Source organism: Novosphingobium hassiacum (genome assembly GCF_014196055.1).
Classification (GTDB): domain Bacteria; phylum Pseudomonadota; class Alphaproteobacteria; order Sphingomonadales; family Sphingomonadaceae; genus Novosphingobium; species Novosphingobium hassiacum.
The window spans coordinates 888,824-910,842 of record NZ_JACICY010000001.1; the positions used below are offsets into that span (position 1 = coordinate 888,824).

Sequence of the window (22,019 nt, forward strand, 5' to 3'; positions counted from 1 at the left end):
CGTTTCGCTGTTGCATGACCCGCTGCGCTGCACTGCAGCACAGTTCTCATCGCCATGCAGGCGATCAAACTTGTTGAGGCAAGCAACCGCCATCGACCGGCGACGACCCGTCACCAGCCCCGCTCCGCCTGACGCAAAGCAAGTTAGATAGTGCTGTATTACCCCATGGACCGGCGGGTTTTAGTCAACTTCTATGACGCCCGTCCGGGATTGATAATGCTGCAGGGCAACATGGAGTCAACTTCCTTTTCGGAAGGGGGCCTACGCAATTCGCGCATAGAGGAATACGCCCGTCGCACGCACGGCAACGGGCCGCGCAGGCGATCTGCCCGCGCGGCCCGCATGCTCGCCTGTCTTATCGCTTGGTTACCAGTTTCCGGTGTTTTCCATGCTGGCCCAAGGCTCAGCCGGAGGCAGGTGCCCGTCCTGCAACAGTTCTACTGATATTCCGTCGGGCGATTTGACGAATGCCATGTGGCCATCGCGCGGGGGGCGGTGGATCACGTGGCCGGCATCGAGGATGCGCTGGCAGGTCGCGTAAATATCATCGACGCGGTAGGCTAGGTGCCCGAAGTTGCGCCCGCCGCTGTAGATCTCGCCTGCCGCGCCATCGGCTGGGGGCCAGTTCCAGGTCAGTTCGACCTCGGCAACGCCCTCCTCACCGGGAGCAGCCAGGAAGATCAGCGTGAAGCGACCCTGATCGCTAGAGATGCGACGCACTTCTTCAAGCCCGATCAGCTTGAAAAAGGCGATCGTGGCGTCGGGATCGGTCACCCGAATCATGCTGTGGAGAAATTTGGTCACGCGCGCGAGCACTCCGTTCAAAATCGGTTCATCGACGAAAACGCACAACTCATCGCAGGCAATGCGCAGGGAGATGACGATGAGCGGCCATGATAGCGATAACGACGATCCGACCCAAGTGGTTGCACGCACGCGCATACCGCGTAGCGCAATGGCGCTGCTGCCGGCCGGCATTCTGACGATCGGGCTGGTGCTCGGCGGCTGGTTCATCGGTGATGGCCTGCGCCGTGCCAAGGTCGCCGATCGCGCGGTGACAGTGCGCGGCCTTGCCGAGCGCGAGGTGACCGCCGACCTTGCCACCTGGACCCTGGCCTATTCTGCTACCGCGCCCGACATGGCCAGCGCACAGGCGAGCGTCGATCGCGACAGTCAATCGATCCGCGCGTTCTTTGCCGAACTGGGCTTTCCCGCCGATGCCCTGCAGCCGACGGGTGTCAACGTCCAGACCATGACGAACAACGGGGTGGTCAGCTTCACCGTGCGCCAGCGGATGACCTTGCGCACCACCGACGTGAACCGCGCGCAGAAAGCGGTGAAGCGCCAGTTCGACCTCGTCCGGCGCGGGGTCATGCTCGAGGAAGGCTCGGGAATGGCCTACACCTTCACCAAGCTGAACGCGATCAAGCCCGAGATGGTCGCGGCCGCCACCAAAGACGCGCGCTCGGCGGCCGAACAGTTCGCGCGCGACAGCGGCTCGTCGGTCGACGGGATCAAGAACGCGACCCAGGGCTACTTCGAGATCACCGCGCGCGATGGCGATGGCGGTGGCGGCTGGGGCGTTTCGGACACCCCCTACAAAAAGGTTCGCGTAGTCACCACGATCGACTTCTATTTACGCTGAAACAGACCCACAAAACAGAAAAGCCCGCGCTGCATGAGCAGCGCGGGCCTTCTGTGTCTCCCGCCCCGAAGGACCGGAAGAGTCGTCAGATCAGAACGAGAGCTTGATCGTGCCGACGACAGCATCGTTCGAGAAGCTGTCGATCGAGCGACCGTCAACGCCAACGTAGCTGACGCCGACCGAGAGCTTGCTGGTCAGGTTATAGCTGGCGCCGACGTTGTAGTCGAAGCCGCCGTCGGTGCTGGCACCGGTCAGGAACTTGGGCGACTGCGCACCATCGGCATAACCGAGGTGTGCCGAAACCGAGATCGGGGTTTCAGGGATCGCAGCCGAAAGGTCGGTGTAGACATAGATGTTGTCGTCACCGCCAAGCGAGTCCTGCTTCCAGGCGTAAGCCGCGCCAACCTTCACGGTTGCGGGGCCGACAGCAGCCGAAAGTGAGGCGTAAGGCTCATACACGTTGGCCTTGCCGACGTTGCCGTTCGGGTAGACGTAGTACAGCAGACCGCCATCGAAGGTCAGGCCGGGCGTTACTTCGCCGGTCCAGCCGCCGTAAACGTCAAGCTCGGTGCTGCCGTAGACCGGCGTATCTTCCAGGCTCGAAGCCCATGCGCCGACGTAGAAGCCGCTCGAGTGGCTGACGCCGATCGAACCCTGGATCGCGAAGTCACCGCCCGAGAGCGAAAGGCCGCGGAAACGATAGTCGGTCACGGCAGCAACGTTGCCGGTGATGGTGATGTCGCTTGCGGCGGCTTCTTCCTGCGCCATGGCAGGAGTAGCAGCCAGACCGGCAGCAATAAGGGTCGAGGCCAGAAGGGCCTTGATGGACGTACGCATAACAAAATCCTTTTGTTGTTCCTTCAGCGCGTCGTCCCACCTGCTTGCAGTCGGCGCTTCTCATACCGGAAGCGCTCTTGACTACGAAGCAACAGGTGCCGCCACATGCTGCAACGCACAAGCCATTTGTTGCCCCATTGTGTCTGATTGATTTCCATTTGTGTCTTTTGCGCACCAGTTGTCGCTACAGGTGGTCGCGCCTGTTGCAACCCGCACAATCCGGAACCATATCCTTGGTTAAAGAGGGTCCATGTTAGCCAAGCTACGAACGCTATTCGCGCCGCCAACGCCCGAGCCTGAATGTCCAGTGGCGTTCGTGCCGGAGGGTCAGCGCATCTATGCGATCGGCGACATCCACGGCCGGCTCGACCTGTTCGAGCAGCTGCTCGACAAGATTATTGCCGACGATGCCACTCGCGGGCCATCGGACACCTGGCTGGTGCTGCTCGGCGATCTTGTCGACAGGGGTCCCGAAAGCCGGGGCGTGGTCGAGCGTGCGATCGAGCTGGCGCAGGGCGGCAAGGTCCGGATCCTGGCGGGCAACCACGAGGAAATGCTGCTAGGCAGCCTCGAGAACACGGAAACCTTGCGACATTTTCTCCGCCATGGCGGCAAGGAAACGCTGTTCAGCTACGGCCTGTCGATCGAGGAATATTCCAGATCGACGCTTGAGACACTGTTCGACAGGATGGGCGAACTGATACCCGAACGCCACCTCGCGTTTATTCGGTCCATGGAAAACCAGATCGTGTTTGGCGATTACCTGTTCGTCCACGCCGGCATCCGCCCGGGCGTCCCGCTCGACGCCCAGATCGTTCCCGACATGCGCTGGATCCGCAGGGAATTCCTCGATCATGACGCACCGCACAGCCACGTTGTCGTGCATGGCCATTCGATCAGCGACGAACCGGTGATCCGCAAAAACCGCATCGGCATCGACACCGGCGCCTTCGCCTCGGGCCGCCTTACGGCACTCGGGCTCGAAGGGGGCGAACGATGGTTCGTAACTGCGCTGATCGCACCAAGCGAGCCCGCGGCAGCCTGACCCAAGGTTCCCGCAACGCAGCAAATTTCAACAGATGTTGCCGCGGTGCAACATATTTCCATTCGTTTGCCTGATCGCGTCAGGTACGCACTTTTAGATGCGCTCCGACGCCGCTTGCGTAAGATTGTTACGTAGCTGCAAGACCCCCGGTAGCTAGCCGGAAAAACCGTCATTCACGTGTCACATGAAACCGGTTTTGAGGCCCTGCACGGGCGGCTAGCGCCGTCCACGAAGGTTGGAACCAGCAATGATTCGCGCGGTCCTGCATCGACCAACGATGCGGACCAGTTCTACCGGCACAACCGCGCCACAAGGCGCACATACGGGGTCAAGACATGCAAATGAGATTTCTGGTTGCCGCTTCGACGATTGCCATCGGCAGCGTTTCGCTTGCGGGAACTGCCAGTGCGCAGTCGACCGGATCGGTCGACGTCGAAGAAGCGATCGTCGTTACCGGCGCGCGCGGCGAAGCTGCCGTAAACGGCATCAAGGCGCCCGAGACGACCAAGGCCAAGGCCGTGCTGACGCAGGAACTGGTTGCTCGCCAGAACCCGGGCAAGGCGATCTTCGACACGATCAACATCATCCCCGGCGTCAACTTCACCAGCACCGACCCCTATGGTGCGGGCGGCGGCAACTTGCGCATCCGCGGCTTCGACGGCGCGCGTATCTCGGCCACGTTCGACGGCGTTCAGGTCAATGACTCGGGCAACTACGCGCTCTACACCAACCAGCAGCTCGATTCCGAACTGATCGAACAGGTCAACGTCAACTTCGGCGCGACCGATGTCGACAGCCCGACCGCCAGCGCAGCCGGTGGCACCGTCAACTATCGCACGCGCCTGCCCAAGGAAGAGCTCGGCGCAGCGGTCAACTATTCGCGCGGCACGTTCGACTACAACCGCGTGTTCGGCGTGATCGATACCGGCGTGTTCACCCCCTTCGGTACGCGCGCGTTCATCTCGGCCAGCAACACCACCTACAAGCAGTTTCGTGGTCCGGGTGAACTCAACAAGGCGCAGTACAACGCGCGCATCTATCAGCCCCTCGGTGGCGGCAGCGATTTCGTCAGCCTTGCGGCCAACTACAACGTCAACCGCAACAACTTCTACCGCCGTGTCGGTTTGAACGACATGCGCACGCTATTGGGCACCGCCACCATCCCGGCAGCGGCAGGCATTACGCCCGCAGCGCCGCTCGATCTTGGCAAGCTGACCGATGCACAGCAGGACACCGTCTTTAACTTCAACAACGATGCCGATTGCTCGCTGCCGAGCGGTACGGGCGGTCCCGGTCGCCAGAGCGACGCGAGCTCCTGCTCGAACTTCTATAACACCGCGATCAATCCTTCGAACACCGGCAACATTCGCTTCAATTCGCGCGTTGACCTCAGCGACAAACTGACCGCCACGCTCGACGCCAGCTACCAGTATGCGCTGGCCAACGGTGGCGGCACATCGGTGTTTGCCGAATCCGACGCAAACCGCAGCGTTACGGGCGTCTACAACCGTCAGGGCACGCGCATCGGCGCTGGCACCGCGCTGGGCGTAGACATCAACAAGGACGGCGATCTCAACGATCTCGTTCGCCTCTATTTCCCGTCAAACACCAACACCCACCGCCTCGGCGCCACGGCGTCGCTGCGGTATGAAATGTCGCCCGAGAACACGATCCGCCTCGCCTATACCTGGGATCGCGCCAAGCATCGCCAGACCGGTGAGGCCAGCCGTCTCGACCCGTTCGGCAACCCGATCAGCGTGTTCGGCGGTCGCGGCGATGAAGCGTCGGGCGTGAAAGACGCAGCGGGCAACATCCTGCAGAAGCGCGATCGCCTGTCCTATGCGATCCTGCATCAGGTCGCGGGTGAATACGTCGGCAAGTACTTCGACGATGCGCTGACCGTGCAGCTCGGCGTGCGCGCTCCGTTCTTCCGCCGCAACCTGACGAACAACTGCTACACCATCGCCGGTAGCTCGAACGACGCCTACTGCACCTCGGAAAGCGCCGCCGTCGTCGCCAGCAAGTACCCGGCCTATGGCGCACCATATGCCGCCCGCAAGGTTGCCTACAGCGCGGTCCTGCCAAGTGCCGGCTTCGTCTACAAGTTCGCCGATTCGATGAACGTGTTCGGCAGCTTCAGCCAGGGCTTCTCAGCCCCGCGTACCGACAACCTCTATGGGTTCGACGGCGTGAAGATCCAGCCGACCACGCTGGTCCAGCCAGAGCGTACCAACAGCTTCGACCTCGGCGCGCGCTACACCAGCCGCGTGGTTCAGGCCCAGGCGACCGGCTGGTACATCAGCTACAAGAACCGCATCATATCGTCGCAGGTGTTGCTTGACGATGGCAGCACGCTGAACCTCGACCGCAACGTCGGCCGGGTGCGCAGCTACGGCTTCGACGGCAGCGTGGCGATCCGTCCGGTCGACTTCTTCTCGATCTACGCTTTCGGTTCGTACACGAACGCGGAACTCAAGGACGACGTGTTGTCGGCCACGGGCACCGTGCTTTCACCGACCAAGGGCAAGTTCGTGGCCGAAACGCCGAAGTGGCAGGTCGGTGGCCGCGTCCAGGTCGATTACGATCCGGTTTCGGTCGGCGCGCAGGTCAAGTACGTGGGTGACCGCTTCCTGACCGACATCAACGACGTGATCGCGCCATCCTATACCACGGTCGATCTCGACGCGCGTTTCAACCTGGGCAAGGTCAACGACAAGGGCGGAATCTACTTCCAGCTCAACGTCATCAACCTGTTTGACAAGTTCTACATCGGCAACCTGTCGACGCAGCCTGCGGCATCGAACAACCCGCAGGTCGAAATCGGCTCACCCCGCACGGTAATCGGCTCGGTACACTTCGAGTTCTGATCTGACGCTGATTTGACACAGAAAAAGCGCGGTAGGGGCAACCTTCCCGCGCTTTTTTGTTATGTGCTGCAAAACCTCCAGGGGCTTAGCTGAATTATGGCTTGAAAGCTGCGGTACCGAATGCGACGCTTCAGAGGGCTTTAGGCAGGGTCAAACAATGGCTGAGGACCTCATCGTACGCCCACTGGAGAAGCGCGATTTGCCAGCGGCATTGGCAATCCAATCAGCTGCGTATCCATCCTTTCTTGTAGAATCTGCCGACGCGTTCGCGAGCCGGCTCGACGTTCCGGCGCAATTTTGCCTCGCCGCTGTTTCAAACGGCGAATTGGTAGCATACTTGCTTGCACACGGATGGCTGCGGCAGAGCCCGCCACCCATCGGCGCTATTCTGTCGCCCGCAGCCTCCAGCGAAGTTCTGTTCATCCATGATCTGGCTGTCGGCCTAAATGGACGAGGCCTGGCGCTGGGACGAAGGTTGGTGAACCGCGCCTTCGAATTAGCCGCCAAGCAGAAGTTGGCCCGCGCAGAATTGATCGCAGTGGAAGGTGCCGCAGCCTACTGGCGGAGCCTTGGCTTCGCTGAAGTCGACGTCGCAGCAGAGCTTAAAGCAAAAGTGGCGGTCTATGGACAGAACGCGCGCTGGATGACGCGAGAATTCGCCGCTCTCTCCAGCTCCTGAATGATTGACCGATCGCTATCCAGTAGCTGCCCATCGTTCAGTCGAAGGACAAACGGGGGTGGGAAATGCCCAACCCTCACCGATAAACGCAGGCATCCAGTGCGTCGTTCTTCACCACCGCCACCCGCCGCGCGATCGCGTTGCCATGACGCCGCGTGAACCCGCCCGCGCCGTTGACTTCGCGTTGCTTGGGTAGCGGCAGGACGGCGGCGATGCGGGCGGCCTCCACCGGGCTCAGCTTTGCCGCGCTCTTGCCGTAGTACCGCTGCGCGCCCGCCTCCACGCCATAGGTACCGATGCCGGTTTCGGCGACGTTGAGGTAGACTTCCATGATCCGCCGCTTGCCCCAGATCGTCTCGATCAGGACGGTGTACCAGGCCTCCAGCCCCTTGCGCACATAGCCGCCGCCCTGCCACAGGAACACGTTCTTGGCGGTCTGCTGGCTGATCGTCGAGCCGCCGCGGATGCGCCCGCCCTTCGCGTTGCGCTTGAACGCCTGCATCATCGCCTCGTGATCAAAGCCGTTGTGCAGGCAGAACTTGCCATCCTCGCCCGAGATCGCGGCGGCGACCATGTCGCGGTCGATACGCGAAAGCGGCGTCCAGTCCTTGGTGATCGAATGATCGTCCATCAGCATGGTGAAAGTGATCGGCACCGGTACGAACTTGTAAATCACCACTTGCGCGACCGACAGGAACAGGAACGCAGCCACGAGCCGCGCGAAGAACCAGCCGACGCGGCGCAGGGCGCCGGGCTTGGCGGCAACAGGCTGGCGAGCGTTCTTGAGTTCGTGGATCATGTCGTGGGCAAACCTAACCGGAACCCAGCGCCCCCGCAATCGGTGCGATGTCTCAGCCGAAGTGGGAATAGCGACTGACGCGTTCGGCCAGCTTCGAAAGCGAGGGAATGACGATGCGCCGACCCTCGCGGATCACCAGCCGCTCGCGCACCAGCAGCGAGAACTCGCGCGTGACCGTCTCGCGGTTGGTCCCGATCCGCGCGGCAAGTTCGGCCTGGGTCGGGATGCGTGCGATCGTCGCCCCGCCGTTGCCATCGGGCACGGCGAGCCGGGTCAGTTCGGCCTGCAGCCGGGTTCCGACCGCCATCGTCGAAAGTTCGTAGATGCGGTTGGTCAGGTAACGCACCTGCTGTGCCAGATAGCGCGCAAGCCACAGCGCCAGACGCGGCTCGCGTTCGATCAGCGATACGAAGACACGCCCCGGGATCACCAGCAACGAGCTGTTCTCGCTAGCGGCGACGTCGGCCGAGCGCGGCTCGCCATCGATCGCGGCAAGCTCGCCGAAAAGCTCACCCGGACCGATCGAACGCAACACCGTCTCGCGCCCCTGCGCCGAGACCAGCGAAACGCTGACGCAGCCTTCGACGACAAGATAGACATCGGTGGCGGGCAGACCCACGGCAAGTAGCACCTGGCCCTTGCGTACGCGCACCGCACGGCCGTTGTCGGCAAGTATTTGCCTGACGTCTTTTGGTACGGTCAGGTTCGACTTAAGTACTGTTGCGCCCGGCATTTCTGCAATCCCCTGCCGCGTTATTATCGAATGTGATCAAAATCACAAGTGGCCGGTGTGCTGGACAGCGGCAGGAATCCAGCAAGGGCGGCATGGTCGATCGTTCCAAACGATTGCAACACATTCATGCCTCGCTACCTGATCTGGAAATCCGGGCCCGGCCCGCTCGACATTGAATTCAAACGCATGGGCGAAGCCGTGTTGCGGCCCTCGCTGCTGATCGTCACCCCGGGAAAGTCGATCGCCGTCCCGCGCGAGGACAGCGCCGACATCGCCCATTTCCACCTGACGGATGAGGACGTCGCGCGCCTGCTCTCATCGCCCGGCGGATTGCGCCCGCCGTGCATGGCATTCCAGTGCGACGCATTCCTGTCGATGACGACCGGGCCTGCAGGTGACACGGGCCGTCGACGCTGGGGCTGGGCGATTCGCGTCTCACGCGATGGCCACGCGCTGCCCGGGCACTACCTTGACGGCAAGCCGCTCGTCATGTGTCGCGACGGCTTCACCCGTGCCCGCCTGAGGACTTTGCCGGACCTTTCGGGCGTGGCCCGGGATCACGATATCATCGGACTGACATGACGGCCCCAACGGCCCAAGAACCCCTGAGCAGGGTCCGGACGACCAGGCCCGAGTCACTCGTGGCAGCCAGCCTGTGCCTCCCGCCCGATCCCGAACAGCCCGGTCGGCAGGTCATCGTCGACCACGCCTTCGCGCCGGGCCTCGTCACCCTGATTACGCCGTATGACGCTTCGACCAAGGCGCTGTTGCGGACGCTGGCGCTGCGCACCTCTCCTTCATCGGGCAGCCTCAATCTCGGTCCGCTCGACCTGCTCGACCGGTTCGATCTCGGGCGGCGCGTCGGCACCAGGGTCGGACAGCTCGCGGCAGGCTCGGCCGAAGCGGTCGGCATTGCCGCAGCGCTGTGCGTCCTTCCACGCATTTTACTGATCGACGACGTCACCCGCCACATGGGTGCACAGCTGGCGGGCCGGGTGATGCTCGCGGTGCGCCATCAGGCGCGCAAGCGCGGGATGATTGTGATCGCTGCTTCCACCGACCGCGTCGTCGAAGATTTCGCCGACACCCGTCTTGCACTGGATACCTGAAAAATGGTTCGTAACGGGGCACCTCGAAAGATTCTCGTTGCAGTTGTGCTTGTTACCTGAAAGCCTGCGCGAGTCAGGCGAGGCGGCACGGGGTTCGCATTGCTTGGCAGGGGGCGAAAATTCACCGTGGGGGTGTTTGAAGACGGCAGTGCCGGAAGCAGACCCGAAACGGTCGGCATTGGCGGGGACCTGTCGCAGACGTTACAATTGCCCGGTCTGCAGGGCCTTGCGGGCGAACTCGAATCGGTTCGTTTCGCGACCATCCTGTTTGCCGATCTCGTCGGATCGACCAAGCTCATCAGCGCGCTCGATCCTGAAGACGCGCGTGACCTGCTCGACGGTTCGATTGCCCTCATCCAGCAGGCGATTCACGATTTCGATGGCCTTGTGGTGCGCGTGCAGGGCGATGGCGTAATGGCCGTGTTCGGCGTCCACCCCGCCGCCACCGATCATGCCCTGCGCGGCGCGCTTGCCGCCCGTCAGATTGTCGACCGGATGCGCAAAGGCGCGCTGGGCCTGCTGCCCTCGCCGCAAGCCCGCGTCGGACTTCATGCAGGGCCTATACTGTTGCGCCGGCAGGACAACGATTTCGGCAGCATTGTCGATGTGGTCGGCCATGCCGCGCATCTGGCCGGTCGGATCGAACAGCTCGCCCCTCCCGGCAGCGTCGCCATCTCCTCGTCTACGGTCTCGCTGATCGCCGAACCTTGCGGCTTGCGCACGCTTGGCAGCGTTGCAGCAGGCGGCAACGATCAGGCTGGCGACGATCAGGGCGAAGCGGTGTTCGAACTTCTCTCTGTCGAATTTGCCGGCGGCGATCAGGTCCCGGTCAAGGGCAATGCCACGTACCCCATCGTCGGTCGCGACGGGTTGCTCAAGCGGGTGCGCGCGCTGGTCGACAGCTTGCCCGACGTCGACGCCAGTGCCGCAAGGAGCGGCCCTGCGCTGGCGATCGTTGGTGAAGCGGGCATGGGCAAGAGTCGCCTGTTGCTGGAAGCATCGCGCCAAGCTGCGGGTCTCGGCGTGACTTTCGTGGTGCTGCGCGGCAACGCGCTGATGGCAGCAGTACCCTTCGGCTGCCTTGCCCCCACCGTGCGCCATCTTACCGAACTGTTGCGCCCGTTCTGTCCTGATCCCGCCTCGGCGGCGCAGTTCACCCCTGAGCAGGCCGCGTGCCTGCAGGGGTTCGTGGCCAATTCGGGCGACTGGCTCCCGCACGTGGCCCCAGGCGACCGAAACAACATCGCCGCACAGACCATCGTCGGCATCGTCCAGCTGGCGGTAGCCAACATTCCGCTGCTGCTGCTGATCGACGACATGCAATACGTCGACAAGGAGACCAGGTCGGTCCTCGCCGCCATCCGCGCGGCAACCCGGCTCGGCATGATCGCCACCGGTCGTCCGGAGGCGGCGCTCCGCCTGGCCAGCTTGTGCGAGAACATGGCGCATCTCGCTCCGCTCGCTCCTTCGTCCGCGCGGGAGCTGGTCGCGCTGATCAGCCGCTCGTCCCCGCTCGATGCAACCGTCGTTACCAACATCCTCCACCGCTCGGGCGGACTGCCACTGGCGTTGCAGGAATTCGCGGTTACTGCGCAGGCCGCGCCCGAAAGCGTCCGGCTGCCCGCACGGCTCGAGAACCTGCTCGCCGAACGGCTGGCGTCGCTCGATGGCGATGCGACGCGGCTGTGCCAGTTCTGTTCGACGCTCGGCCCGGCCTTTCCTGCCAGCCGTTTGCGCAAGGGTGCCGGCCTCATCTGCCGCAATCCGGCCGTCGCCATCGCGCGGCTGGTCGAGGCGCGCGTGATCGAAACCACGTATGCCGATCACGTCCGCTTCACCCACCAGCTGGTGCAGGAAGCGGCATACCGGACAATGGCGCGACGCAGGCGGACCGCGATGCACTCGCGCGCGCTCGAACTGCTCGATCCCACCGCGCCCGACGCCGAACAGGCAAGCCATGCAGAACTTGCCACCCATGCCGAAAAGGCCGGTCTGCTTCAACGCGCGCTGGGCCACTTGTGGGATGCCTGCGAGCAAGCGCTAGGGCTTGCTGCGCTTGGATCGGTGCTCGTTCTCTACCGTCGCGCGCGCGTTGTGGCAGGCGGACTCCCCGCTGACGTCGCTGCGTTCGAAACGGCCCGGTTCTCGCTGCTCGCCTTCGACACGCTCCAGCAGTTGTCGCTCGAGCAGGAAACTCGCGCCGATATTCGCGCGATCGCCACCGGCAGCGTCCAGATGAGGCCCGCGCTACAGACGGTCGCCCGCATCAACATGGCCCTGCTTGACTGGATCGACGGCGCGCCGGTAGCCGCCTCAGCGTGGTTGGCACAGGCAGAAGCAGACCTTGCAACGCGCGACAGTCTGCCGCGCCGGACTTATGCCGATGTGGTCGGCGCCTATATCGCTTTTTCGCGCGCCCGGCCCGGTGAAGCGATCGCCCGGATCGAGCGGCTTGGCGCACGTCTGGTTGACGGAATGCGCGCCGCCACGTTCGGCGCTGTCGTGGTCATCCCCCATGTTCTGGCCCGCTCGTTCGGCGCATGGTATCTGGTCGATCTGGGTGAGACGGCGCGGGCGCGATCATGGATCGCCGAAGCACTGAACCTGTCACGCCGGCATCGCCACAACTACTCGCGTCTGCTCGCGAACCTGGCGCACGGCTACCTGCTCTATCGCCAGGGGCGCAGTGCCCACGCGCTTACCGTCCTGCGCCGTGCTTACGCCGATTGCCTGCGACACCGCTTCCACGGCTTCGAACCGGCTAGCGTCAGCTGGCTTGCACTCTCACTGATCGATCAGGGTCTGCTGGACGAAGCCGATACGGTCCTGATGGAATCGGCGCAGCGCGGCCACTACCGGACGGTGCGCACGGCGGCGACCTACTATTTTCACGAAGCGCGGACACGGCTTGCATTGGCGCAAGGGAATCTGGCGCAGGCAGAACTCGCGGCCAGCGAGGCGCTGGAACATTGCCGTGATTGCGGCGAAGCCATGCACGAACTCCACGCGCTGGTGCTGCGGGAGGAGGTCCGCGTGGCAAGCGGTCGCGCCCCGCCCGACGATCACGCTGAAGCCCTTGCCAGCCTTGGCGGGCTGATCGGTTCGCTCGGCATCGCCGTGCTGGCCAAGCGTCTTGCCCGACTACAGGAGCACATGGCATGAGCGGTACCGACGAGCTGGCTAAGGTCGCTCAGGCCCTCCTGAAGCCGCATGCTCCCGCGCTGGAACGCTACAGGCCGCTCGAAACCGATGGTGACAGCGCCCGTGTCTTCATCGCGGCACGCCACGACGTGGCGACCGAGGTGCTCAGCGACGAGGTCCGCTTTTCACTGCGACATTACGACCTCTTGCTGGCGCAAGTCGCCGGGCCGGTACGCTATCTCGTGGGTGAGGATGACGCCCTGCGCAAGCTCCGGATCAGCCAGCTCCACGCAGCCCAGGCCCACGTCGACAAAGTGCGCAAGGCACCGCCCTCGCCGGACCCAGCCAACCTGGCGCCAAGCTATCGCGCGTGGATTGCCGGCATCGCCCGCGAAGAGGCAGATGCGATCCTGCATGTGCTCGAACGGCGCGGACGCACTGGCGAAAGCGTCAATTTCGCGCGCGAATACGCTTTCCTGCTCGCCTATCGCATGGCGCGGCGGATCATCGGGGTCGCAGCGCCCGCAGAGCCGACCGCCTTCGTGCGCCTGCTGATCGCTGTACGCAACCTGCTACGTCCCGGCCCATGGGTACGCCTCAAGGGCGGGATGGGCGCGGCGACGACCATGCTGACGCTGCTCCAGCCGCTGTTCGGCCACGTCTTCGGCACGGTCACCACCAGCCCCGGCTGGCTGCAAGCGATCAGCCGCTCGACCACGCGCGACGCGCTGGCTGCCTTCGACCTTGCGTGGGACCTGCCCGGCATGGCCCGCGCCGACAGCCTGCTGGCCGGACTGCGCGCGGCACAAAGCGATTTCGAAGGCAATGCCGACTACCGCACGCAAGGCCGCAGCGTCCTGTTCGAGCTGACCGGCGCGCTCGTGCTGATCGTGGGCAAGTCACTGGCCGAGATCGCCGCGTTTGCCACCTCGCCGCGTGGTCATGCCGCCGGCATCGGCTGGCCCGAACTGGTTGCACGTCTTGCCGATGACACCCCATCGCCTGCCGATCACGACGCGACGATCAACGAGATGCTGCGGCTGGTCGGCGGCAGCAGGCTCGTGCGCACCGTCCGCAGCGATTGCACCTGGCGCGGCGTCGACTTGCGCGAGGGCGACCGCGTGCTCGTGATGGTCGAAGCCGCATCGCGCGATCCCGCCGCGTTCCCCGATCCGGGCACGTTCGCACCCGATCCCGCTCGCCCCTACATAACCTCGGGGCCGCTGCAGGGACCGCATGTCTGTTATGGCCGGGTCATCGCCTGGACGATCATGCGCGAAGCGATCGTCGCGACCGCGGGACGTATCGTCCCTGCCAAGGACGCAAAACTCGCGGTGTTCGCTGCCTTGCCCGACGACTTGCCGTTCGCAATTCAGGCCAGGCCGAACGCCCCGGCTGCCAAGCCACGCCACCGCCGACGCGGCAGGCGCAATACTGTCGTCACCCCGCCGGGCACAATCGCGATGCGCAACCTTAAAAGCTTCTTCAAGGGACCCGGCCAGTGACCGAACGACAGGATTTCGTCACCATCGCGATCCCGTTTGCCGATCGCACCGAATGGGCTCCGCTTGCCCTTGCCGATGTGGAACGCGCCGTCGCCGCCCTGGGCAACCCGGCGAACAAGGACATCGCAAAACGCCTGCGCGACACCGGCATCGTCCACTTCGCCAGCATCCACGTCATCCCGGCTGATGAACCCGATAGCCCTGCGCATCTGCTGATCGAGGCGACCGTCGATGGACCCGCAAACAAGGCGGTGGACGCCCTTGCCGGAGCGCTGGCCGCCGATCTGCTCCCTATCCTCGCGATGATCGGCACCACCACGCGCATCGGCGAGGTTGAGCAACTGCTGCGCCGCCACGCCTACGGTATATCGCCCGCACCCCTACGCTGGTTCGGACGTCTCGCCGGGTTGCCGTTCAACGGCATCCCCGGCCTCACCGTCAAGGCGATCTGCGAGAACCGCGAGATCGTCAAGCAGGCGCGCCAGATCGTGGCCCGCGTACGCGCCCAGTCAAGCGCCAGCGGCCCGCAGACGGTGTTCACGGCAGTCGATGACGCTCTTGGCAAGCGCGTCCGCGACCGCCCCGGAGCGAAACCCGAAAGGCTGTCCTTCACCGAGACGGCCAGCGCTCCGTGGCTCGAGTTCGAACGCTCGGAATGGAACATTGCCTGGTTCTTCCGCGCCTTGCGCGATGCCTGGCAACTGCTCGTGCTGGCCGTCGCACTGCCCTATCTCGCCGCACTGGTGATCCTCAAGCTCACCGGCGCGAGCACGCTGGTGTCCGCATCCGCCGCCATCGCGCCTGGCCTCGTGTTCGTCGCTCTCTTCGCATCGCTGCTCGCGCTTTTGTTGCGCCGCGATGAAACCGCCAATCGGCCAATCGACCGCACCCCATCGCCCGAACTGCTCGGACGGATGATGGCGCTCGAGAACGCACAGGGCTGCGTGCAGAACCACATGATCAGCGTGACCCGGCTGCGCGCCTCATCGATCAGGCGGCTGTCGCTCGCGCTCGGCTTTTATGCCATCGCGGCGATGGCGCGGATCGGCCTGATGCGGAGCGGCTTCCTCGCCACGATCGGGACCATCCACGCCGCGCGCTGGATCGTCCTGCCCAAGACCCGCCAACTCCTGTTCTGCAGCAATTACGATGGAAGCTGGGAGAGTTACCTCGAAGACTTCATCACCAAGTCGGCCAAGGGTGTGACCTGTGTGTGGAGCAACACCGAAGGCTTCCCCTCCACCGAGCTCCTGTTCTTCAAAGGCGCCGAGGACGGCGACCGGATGAAGCGCTTCGCCCGCGCGTCGATGCAGCCCACGCCGTTCTGGTTCTCAGCCTATCCCGACCTTACTTGCACGCAGATCCGCAAGCACGCGCTGATCGTCAGCGGGCTGCATTGTGCCGAGCGCGTCAGCGTATCGCCGTCGGATGCCGAGGCCTGGCTCGATCTGTTCGGCTCGATCCCCCGCCCCGACTACGGCCTCCAGTACGAGGAAATCCAGACTCTGATGTTCGGCGGGCTCAGCCGTCATCCGCACAGTTCGGTCGTGGCCCTGCGCTTCGGCAAGCCACGCAAGGGCCTGCACCCTTATACCCATGTCCAGCAATGGCTCGCAGACCTGATCGCTGCCGACACCGTGTCCTTCGGCGACAAGCCCGCCGAGGACTTCGTCTGCAACCTCGCCTTCTCCGCCGAAGGGCTGCGGCTGCTCGGGCTCGACGCCGAGCTCGACATCAGCGGTGCCGGCGCGGTCCAAGGCTTCCCCGCCGCCTTCGCGCTCGGCATGTCACACCCCAGCCGCAAGCGCGCGCTCGACGATCCCCAGACGCTCGAATGGACCGAGCACGACGCCCACGTCACGCTACTGCTTTACGCCCGAAACCAAGCCGCCGCCGCCCGCTTCGACACCGTGATCGCGCAAGCGGTCGCCGCTGGATTGACCGACCCCATCACGATCCAGACCGGACTGAACAAGTTCAAACCGGCAGACTTTCGCGCGGCTTGGGACGCCAGCGATCCAAACGTCTCGGCACCTGCAGAAAACCAGAAATTCCTCCACGCCAGCGCCGATTCAGATGCAGAACTGACAGTCGAACCATTCGGTTTCGTCGATGGCGTTTCGCAACCACTGGTCCGCGGCTTCCCCGGCCGCCACGGCGCGCCCGACCCGATCCACGCGGTCGAGCCCGGCGAGTTCATCCTCGGTTACGCCGACAATCGCGGCTACTACCCGCCCTCGCCGCTGATCGCGCGTGACATGTCCGACCGCGGCATGGAGCCGGGCGAATTGCTGCCCTCGCCCCCGCCCGACCAGCCTTCGCAATATCCGGATTTCTCGGCCCGCGCGGCCATGGCCCGCGATTTCGGCCGCAACGGCAGCTACCTCGTCATCCGCCAACTGGCGCAAGACGTGGAAACCTTCCGCAATCAACTCGATGCCGAGGCGGAGCGGCTGTGCAGCCAGCCCGACGTGATCAACCCGCATAACGGCAACCTCCACCGCACCCGCGAATGGATCGCTGCCAAGATGGTCGGACGCTGGCGCGACGGGTCGTCGCTGGTCGATCACCCGTTCCACCCGGCGTTCCGTAACAACGCCGACGCCGTCGAAACCAACGATTTTCTCTACAAGACCGCCGATCCGCAAGGGTTGCGCTGCCCGTTCGGCGCGCACGTCCGCCGCACCTTCCCGCGCGACAGCCTCGCCCAGACCGATCCGTTCGAACTGTCGGTGTCGAACCGCCACCGCCTGCTGCGCCGCGGACGTCCCTATCTCGGCGATGACGGCAAGACGGCCAAAGGCACGCTGTTCATCTGTTTCAACGCCGACATCGAACGCCAGTTCGAATTCGTCCAGCAGACCTGGCTGGGCTCGCCCGCGTTCCATGGTCTCGAACGCGAGCCCGACCCCTTCGTCATGCACCACGGCGGCCGCAACGAAGAACGCGAGGGCGGCCCGCAGCGCTTCACCATCACCGGTCGCAACGCCGCGCTGGAACTGTGCCCGGTCAAGCGCCACGTCACCCTGCGCGGCGGTGGCTACTTCTTCATGCCCGGCCGCCACGCCATCTGGTTTCTGGCAGGGGACGCGTTCGACCAAGGCGTCATGCCGATGCCGACGCTCGCCTATTGATGGTCAGGCCCGCAGCAGCGCCTTGCCGCACGACGCGGTGAGCGCCGCAAGCACACATAAGAAAACGGCCGGACTTGCGTCCGGCCGCTTCAACCTCATCCGATTCGGATAATTACATCGCAGGAACCAATCGCTTTTCGGTCGCGATGCGCTGGATCGCTTTCTGCAGCTTCTCGAAGGCGCGCACCTCGATCTGGCGAACGCGTTCGCGGCTGACGTGATAGACCTGGGAAAGCTCTTCAAGCGTCTTGGGATCATCGACCAGACGGCGATCGGTCAGGATGTGCCGCTCACGCTCGTTCAGGCTGTCCATAGCTTCGACCAGCATTTCATGGCGGTAGTGCGCTTCCTCGGCATCGGCCACCGTCTCGTCCTGCAGCGGGCGATCGTCGGTCAGCCAGTCCTGCCAGCTGCCTTCGCCATCTTCGCGCATGGAGACGTTGAGCGAGGCATCGCCGCCCATCATCATCCGGCGGTTCATGTTGATCACTTCCTGCTCGGGCACGCCCAAGTCGGTAGCAATCTTGCGAACATCGTCAGGATGAAGGTCGGTATCCTCGAACGCCTCGAGGTTCTTCTTCATGCGGCGCAAGTTGAAGAACAGCTTCTTCTGTGCGGCGGTCGTCCCCATCTTGACCAACGACCAGCTGCGCAGGATGAATTCCTGCATCGAGGCCTTGATCCACCACATCGCATACGTCGCCAGACGGAACCCGCGATCGGGCTCGAACTTCTTGACGCCCTGCATCAGGCCGATGTTGCCTTCGGAAATCAGCTCGCTGACCGGCAGGCCATAACCGCGATAGCCCATGGCGATCTTCGCCACGAGCCGCAGATGGCTCGTCACCAGTTGTGCGGCAGCTTCGGGATCGCCATGTTCCGCATACCGCTTGGCGAGCATGTATTCCTGCTCGGGCTTCAGCACCGGATATTTGCGAATCTCCGAGAGATATCGGTTGAGGCTGGCTTCGCCGCCCAAAGAGGGGACGGACAGCGCGGTCTTGCGTTCACTCACCTGAACAAATCCTTTCCTCGTATCGGTTCCCCTAAGACGGCCCCCTGATGGGCGACCGGCGGCGGGACCACACACCTGCTGGAGTCCTCAGCATCGAACGACTCCGGAGCACTTCGTCTACACCATCGCCAGTACTCTTGCATCCTGCCCTTCAGCGCAGAGTTCGACGATAAGTTCCCGTATATCGACGGGCGTCGGGCTGATGAAGTGCAGGGCGTCGCCACTGACGGGATGAATGAACCCGAGTTCCGCGGCGTGAAGCGCCTGGCGGGCAAATTTGAGCCGGGAAAGCAGTGGCCGGAGCCGTGAAGGGGCACGTCCATAGACAGGGTCCCCCAATAGCGCATGGCCGATTGACGCAAGGTGAACGCGGACTTGGTGGGTTCTCCCGGTCTCGAGCCGGCACTCGACCAGTGCGGCATCCTCGAGCGTCGCCAGCGTGCGGTAATGCGTCACCGCGTGCTTGCCGCGACCTTCCTCGACCAGCGCCATCTTCTTGCGATCGTGATTGGACCGCGCGATCGCGCCGCGCACCGTTCCCGCAGGGGGCATCGGCGCGCCCGCCGTCACGCACTTGTACGCCCGCACGATCGAATGATCGGCAAACTGCTTGGCCAGCCCTTCGTGCGCCACGTCGGTCTTGGCGACGACCAAAAGCCCGGAGGTATCCTTGTCGATGCGGTGGACGATACCGGGCCGCGCCACCCCGCCGATGCCCGATAGCTGCCCCCGGCAATGGTGCAGCAGCGCGTTGACCAGCGTTCCGTCGAGATTGCCCGCCGCCGGGTGCACAACCAGCCCCGCAGGCTTGTCTATCACGATCAGCGCGTCGTCTTCATAAATGACGCTCAGCGGAATATCCTGCGCAACCGCATGCGCTGGCGTCGCCTCGGGAATGTCGATCGTGAAGTCCGTGCCTTGCGCCGCCTTGATCGTGCCCTGCAAAACGGTCACGCCGCCAAGAGCAATCCGCCCCTCTCCCAACAGCGCCTTGACCCGCTCGCGCGACAGCCCACTGGCATCGGCCAGCGCCTTGTCGAGCCGCTGCCCGCCGGTCTGGATCGTGCCGGAAATGATGCTGTCGGATGCCCCCATCGCCCATGATATGGGAACAGGCGCGGCATCCGGCAAGACAAAGAAAAAGTTGCCGAGGTTAGTGCCGTCATCACATCGCACGCCGGACGTTTGCACCTGTAAGCATTTGTAAAACAACCGTCCCAACATGGAACCACGCCAAATATCCGTTCGCGCAGCAAGCCTTCCAGCCATAGCAACGCAGCAGATTCGTCGGAGAAGCTCGATGACCCTTGCCGCCGTTGCACGCAAGATTGCCCACACCGTTCCAGCAACGGCCCCGCTGCTTAAATCCGGCTATCGCGCCAGCGAACGCGCGCTGACGACGATCGGCGGAGTCTGGCCGGGCGTGATCCATGCTAATACCGAGAAGATCACGATCGCGATCACCGCCCATTGCAACTTGCGCTGCAAGGGCTGCAACTACGGACGAGACTTCATGCCGGGCGCGCAACTGCCGCTGGCACTCTACGCCGACCTGATCGAGGATGCCGCTGCGGCCAACGTGCCCGCAGTGCGGCTCTACGGCGGCGAACCCCTGCTCCACCCCGATGTCGTGCGCATGGTCGAGATCGCGGGCGACCACGGCGTCGGCGCTTACATGACCACCAACGCCCTGATCCTCGACCGCAAGATCGACGCACTGCACGGCGCTGGCCTGCGCAAAATCACGATGGGCTACTACGGGCAGGGCGCAGCGTTCGATGCCTATGTCCAGCGCCCCGGTAGGCATGCACGACTGATCGAGAGCCTGGACGCCACCCGCCGTGCATTCGGTCCGGACAAGCTCGATTTTCAGTTCAACTTCCTGCTCTCACGCCAGACAGCCAACGTGGCAGCGATCGAGGAAATGCGCGTTTTCGCTGAACGCTATGACGCTGCTGTGCAGATCGATGTGGTCCACTACTCGCTCCCCTACTTTCAGGACGGCCCCGAAACCGAATTGCAGTTCCGCCCGCAGGACGCCGACGACCTGCGCCGCAGCATCGACCATCTGCTGGCAATCAAGGCGCGCCAGCCGCAACTGCTGACCGCCTCGCCCACCGCGCTGGTTTCGCTCGAAGATTGGGCGCTGAAGCAGGCCGAGATGAAAGTGCCGTGCGACGCGCGCAAGCTGTTGTGGATCGGCGCGGACGGATCGGTGATGCTGTGCTACGTCACCTTTCCGCTCGGCAATCTCCACGAGAAGCGTCTGCGCGACATCCTCTATACGCCCGACCACCATCGCGCCGCGCGTGACGCCTTCGCGCTCAACTGCCCGAACTGCCATTGTGAATCGGCGGCGCGGATCGAAAAGCACGGCCCGAGCAATCGCAAGTACTCGGCGATGGCCAAGGCACGGACCAAAGCCTGACACAGCACATCATGCGCATCGCCCACTTCCTGCCCAATCTGACTGTCGGCGGCCGTGAACGCATCGCCAACGATCTGGCGCGAGCGGGTAGGGCGCTGGGCCAGCAACCAATGCTGGTGGGCTACGAGCCCGTTGCTGCCAACATCGCGACGCTTACCCCCCAGGTCGAATATGTCCAGTTGGACCGGCACGACGCAGGCTTCGTAGCAAAGTTGCGCGACCTGTTCCGGCGCGAACGGATCGCGCTGGTACATGCGCACGGCCACATCGCGGCGGTCCATCTTGCGCAGGCGATTCAAGGGTGGGCGGACAGGCCCGCCAGTCTCGCGACCATGCATCTCGGCATGCAGGGCACATGGCGGTGGCTTTGGTCGATTCGCCGTGCGCTGCGCGCAATGGACGGGCTCAACGCCGTCTCAAATGATCTGGCGACAACGTATGCAACGATTGCAGGCCGTGCTGTGGCGACGATCCCCAACGGTATCGAATGCGCGCCCTACCTCGCTATCGACCCTCTGCTGCCATTTGCCGGCGCGCCTTTCCGTTTCGCGATGCTCTCGCGTCTCGATCCGGTGAAGCGCCATATCGATGCCGTCCATGCTGCGGACCGGCTGATCGAGCGGGGTTCCGACATCGAACTCCATATCGCGGGCGAAGGCGCGATGAGTGCACAAATCGGCGACCTCGCATCTACAAGGCCGTGGGTAAGGCTGGCCGGCTCGGTCGATCCCTTGGCATTTCTCAGCGACAAGCAGGTGTTTCTGATGCCGTCGCGCGCCGAAGGGTCGCCACTCGCGCTGATCGAAGCCATGGCATCGGGACTTCCATCGATCGTGAGCGACTTGCCGTCGTTGCGCGCGCTCGCCGGCGACGCGGCGCACTTCGTCGCTGTTGCCCACCATGACGCGATGGCAGACGAGATGGGGCAACTGATGACACAGCCCACACAGTGGCGAGCGATGTCCCGGCGCGCTCGGTCGCGCGCGAAGACCTTAGACCTTTCGGTGTCGTCACGGCGCTATTGCGCGATCTACGCAGACCTTGTCGCAGCAGGCCGCGCCGACGCAGCCTGATTGTTGGCC

General features: G+C 63.8%; 17 protein-coding genes. 11 read left to right on the top strand and 6 right to left on the bottom strand.

All coding sequences use genetic code 11. The features are described 5' to 3' along the window. Window positions 1-366 precede the first annotated feature (366 nt). A complete protein-coding gene (locus GGQ88_RS04375; protein WP_183611838.1) occupies window positions 367-804 on the bottom strand; it encodes a VOC family protein in 438 nt (145 codons plus the stop codon). A 151-nt stretch (window positions 805-955) separates the two neighbouring features. Between GGQ88_RS04375 and GGQ88_RS04380 the strand changes: the two genes are divergently transcribed. Beyond that, on the top strand, window positions 956-1,645 hold the full coding sequence (locus GGQ88_RS04380) for an SIMPL domain-containing protein (RefSeq protein WP_246385523.1): 690 nt from the start codon (window positions 956-958) through the stop codon (window positions 1,643-1,645). Window positions 1,646-1,735: 90 nt separating this feature from the next. On the opposite strand, the gene GGQ88_RS04385 is transcribed toward GGQ88_RS04380, so the two are convergent. Continuing rightward, on the bottom strand, window positions 1,736-2,482 hold the full coding sequence (locus tag GGQ88_RS04385) for a TorF family putative porin (protein ID WP_183611840.1): 747 nt from the start codon (window positions 2,480-2,482) through the stop codon (window positions 1,736-1,738). A gap of 250 nt (window positions 2,483-2,732) precedes the next feature. Here GGQ88_RS04385 and GGQ88_RS04390 point away from each other — a divergent pair, with 250 nt between their 5' ends. The 3 genes from GGQ88_RS04390 (at window position 2,733) to GGQ88_RS04400 (ending at window position 7,073) form a co-directional block, all read left to right on the top strand. Then, the gene (locus GGQ88_RS04390; RefSeq protein WP_183611841.1) at window positions 2,733-3,527 is read left to right on the top strand and encodes a metallophosphoesterase family protein; all 795 of its coding nucleotides are present in this window, start codon (window positions 2,733-2,735) and stop codon (window positions 3,525-3,527) included. 335 nt (window positions 3,528-3,862) lie between these two features. Next, window positions 3,863-6,394 (top strand): TonB-dependent receptor, encoded by a 2,532-nt coding sequence (locus GGQ88_RS04395; protein ID WP_246385434.1) that lies wholly within the window; start codon window positions 3,863-3,865, stop codon window positions 6,392-6,394. Between the two features lie 157 nt (window positions 6,395-6,551). Continuing rightward, the gene (locus GGQ88_RS04400; RefSeq protein WP_183611843.1) at window positions 6,552-7,073 is read left to right on the top strand and encodes a GNAT family N-acetyltransferase; all 522 of its coding nucleotides are present in this window, start codon (window positions 6,552-6,554) and stop codon (window positions 7,071-7,073) included. Window positions 7,074-7,149: 76 nt separating this feature from the next. Here GGQ88_RS04400 and mtgA read toward each other — a convergent pair whose 3' ends face one another. Together mtgA and GGQ88_RS04410 are read right to left on the bottom strand one after the other, a co-directional pair. Then, a complete protein-coding gene (gene mtgA / locus GGQ88_RS04405; RefSeq protein ID WP_183611844.1) occupies window positions 7,150-7,872 on the bottom strand; it encodes a monofunctional biosynthetic peptidoglycan transglycosylase in 723 nt (240 codons plus the stop codon). A 52-nt stretch (window positions 7,873-7,924) separates the two neighbouring features. Next, a complete protein-coding gene (locus tag GGQ88_RS04410) occupies window positions 7,925-8,605 on the bottom strand; it encodes a Crp/Fnr family transcriptional regulator (RefSeq protein WP_183611845.1) in 681 nt (226 codons plus the stop codon). A 126-nt stretch (window positions 8,606-8,731) separates the two neighbouring features. Between GGQ88_RS04410 and GGQ88_RS04415 the strand changes: the two genes are divergently transcribed. The 5 genes from GGQ88_RS04415 (at window position 8,732) to GGQ88_RS04435 (ending at window position 17,494) form a co-directional block, all read left to right on the top strand. Next, window positions 8,732-9,187, top strand: coding sequence for a hypothetical protein (locus GGQ88_RS04415; RefSeq protein ID WP_183611846.1), 456 nt, complete (start codon window positions 8,732-8,734; stop codon window positions 9,185-9,187). Window positions 9,188-9,246: 59 nt separating this feature from the next. Next, window positions 9,247-9,714 (top strand): ATP-binding cassette domain-containing protein, encoded by a 468-nt coding sequence (locus tag GGQ88_RS04420; RefSeq protein WP_183611847.1) that lies wholly within the window; start codon window positions 9,247-9,249, stop codon window positions 9,712-9,714. Window positions 9,715-9,840: 126 nt separating this feature from the next. Beyond that, on the top strand, window positions 9,841-12,876 hold the full coding sequence (locus GGQ88_RS04425; RefSeq protein WP_183611848.1) for an adenylate/guanylate cyclase domain-containing protein: 3,036 nt from the start codon (window positions 9,841-9,843) through the stop codon (window positions 12,874-12,876). Then, window positions 12,873-14,360, top strand: coding sequence for a cytochrome P450 (locus GGQ88_RS04430; protein ID WP_183611849.1), 1,488 nt, complete (start codon window positions 12,873-12,875; stop codon window positions 14,358-14,360). Before GGQ88_RS04425 ends, GGQ88_RS04430 begins: the two co-directional genes overlap by 4 nt. After that, a complete protein-coding gene (locus GGQ88_RS04435) occupies window positions 14,357-17,494 on the top strand; it encodes a Dyp-type peroxidase (RefSeq protein WP_183611850.1) in 3,138 nt (1,045 codons plus the stop codon). Before GGQ88_RS04430 ends, GGQ88_RS04435 begins: the two co-directional genes overlap by 4 nt. Before the next feature lie 112 nt (window positions 17,495-17,606). Here the strand turns inward: GGQ88_RS04435 and rpoH are convergent, their stop codons facing one another. Both rpoH and GGQ88_RS04445 read right to left on the bottom strand, forming a co-directional pair. Continuing rightward, complete coding sequence (gene rpoH, locus GGQ88_RS04440) at window positions 17,607-18,509, bottom strand: RNA polymerase sigma factor RpoH (RefSeq protein WP_183611851.1); 903 nt, start codon at window positions 18,507-18,509, stop codon at window positions 17,607-17,609. A gap of 117 nt (window positions 18,510-18,626) precedes the next feature. Further along, a complete protein-coding gene (locus GGQ88_RS04445) occupies window positions 18,627-19,604 on the bottom strand; it encodes an RluA family pseudouridine synthase (RefSeq protein WP_183611852.1) in 978 nt (325 codons plus the stop codon). A gap of 205 nt (window positions 19,605-19,809) precedes the next feature. On the opposite strand from GGQ88_RS04445, the gene GGQ88_RS04450 reads away from it, so the two are divergent. Together GGQ88_RS04450 and GGQ88_RS04455 are read left to right on the top strand one after the other, a co-directional pair. After that, window positions 19,810-20,937: a radical SAM protein gene (locus tag GGQ88_RS04450; RefSeq protein ID WP_183611853.1), complete on the top strand. Its 1,128-nt coding sequence runs from the start codon at window positions 19,810-19,812 to the stop codon at window positions 20,935-20,937. An 11-nt stretch (window positions 20,938-20,948) separates the two neighbouring features. Next, window positions 20,949-22,010 carry a glycosyltransferase family 4 protein gene (locus GGQ88_RS04455; RefSeq protein WP_183611854.1) on the top strand — a complete coding sequence of 354 codons (1,062 nt, stop codon included), beginning with the start codon at window positions 20,949-20,951 and terminating at the stop codon, window positions 22,008-22,010. Window positions 22,011-22,019 lie beyond the last annotated feature (9 nt).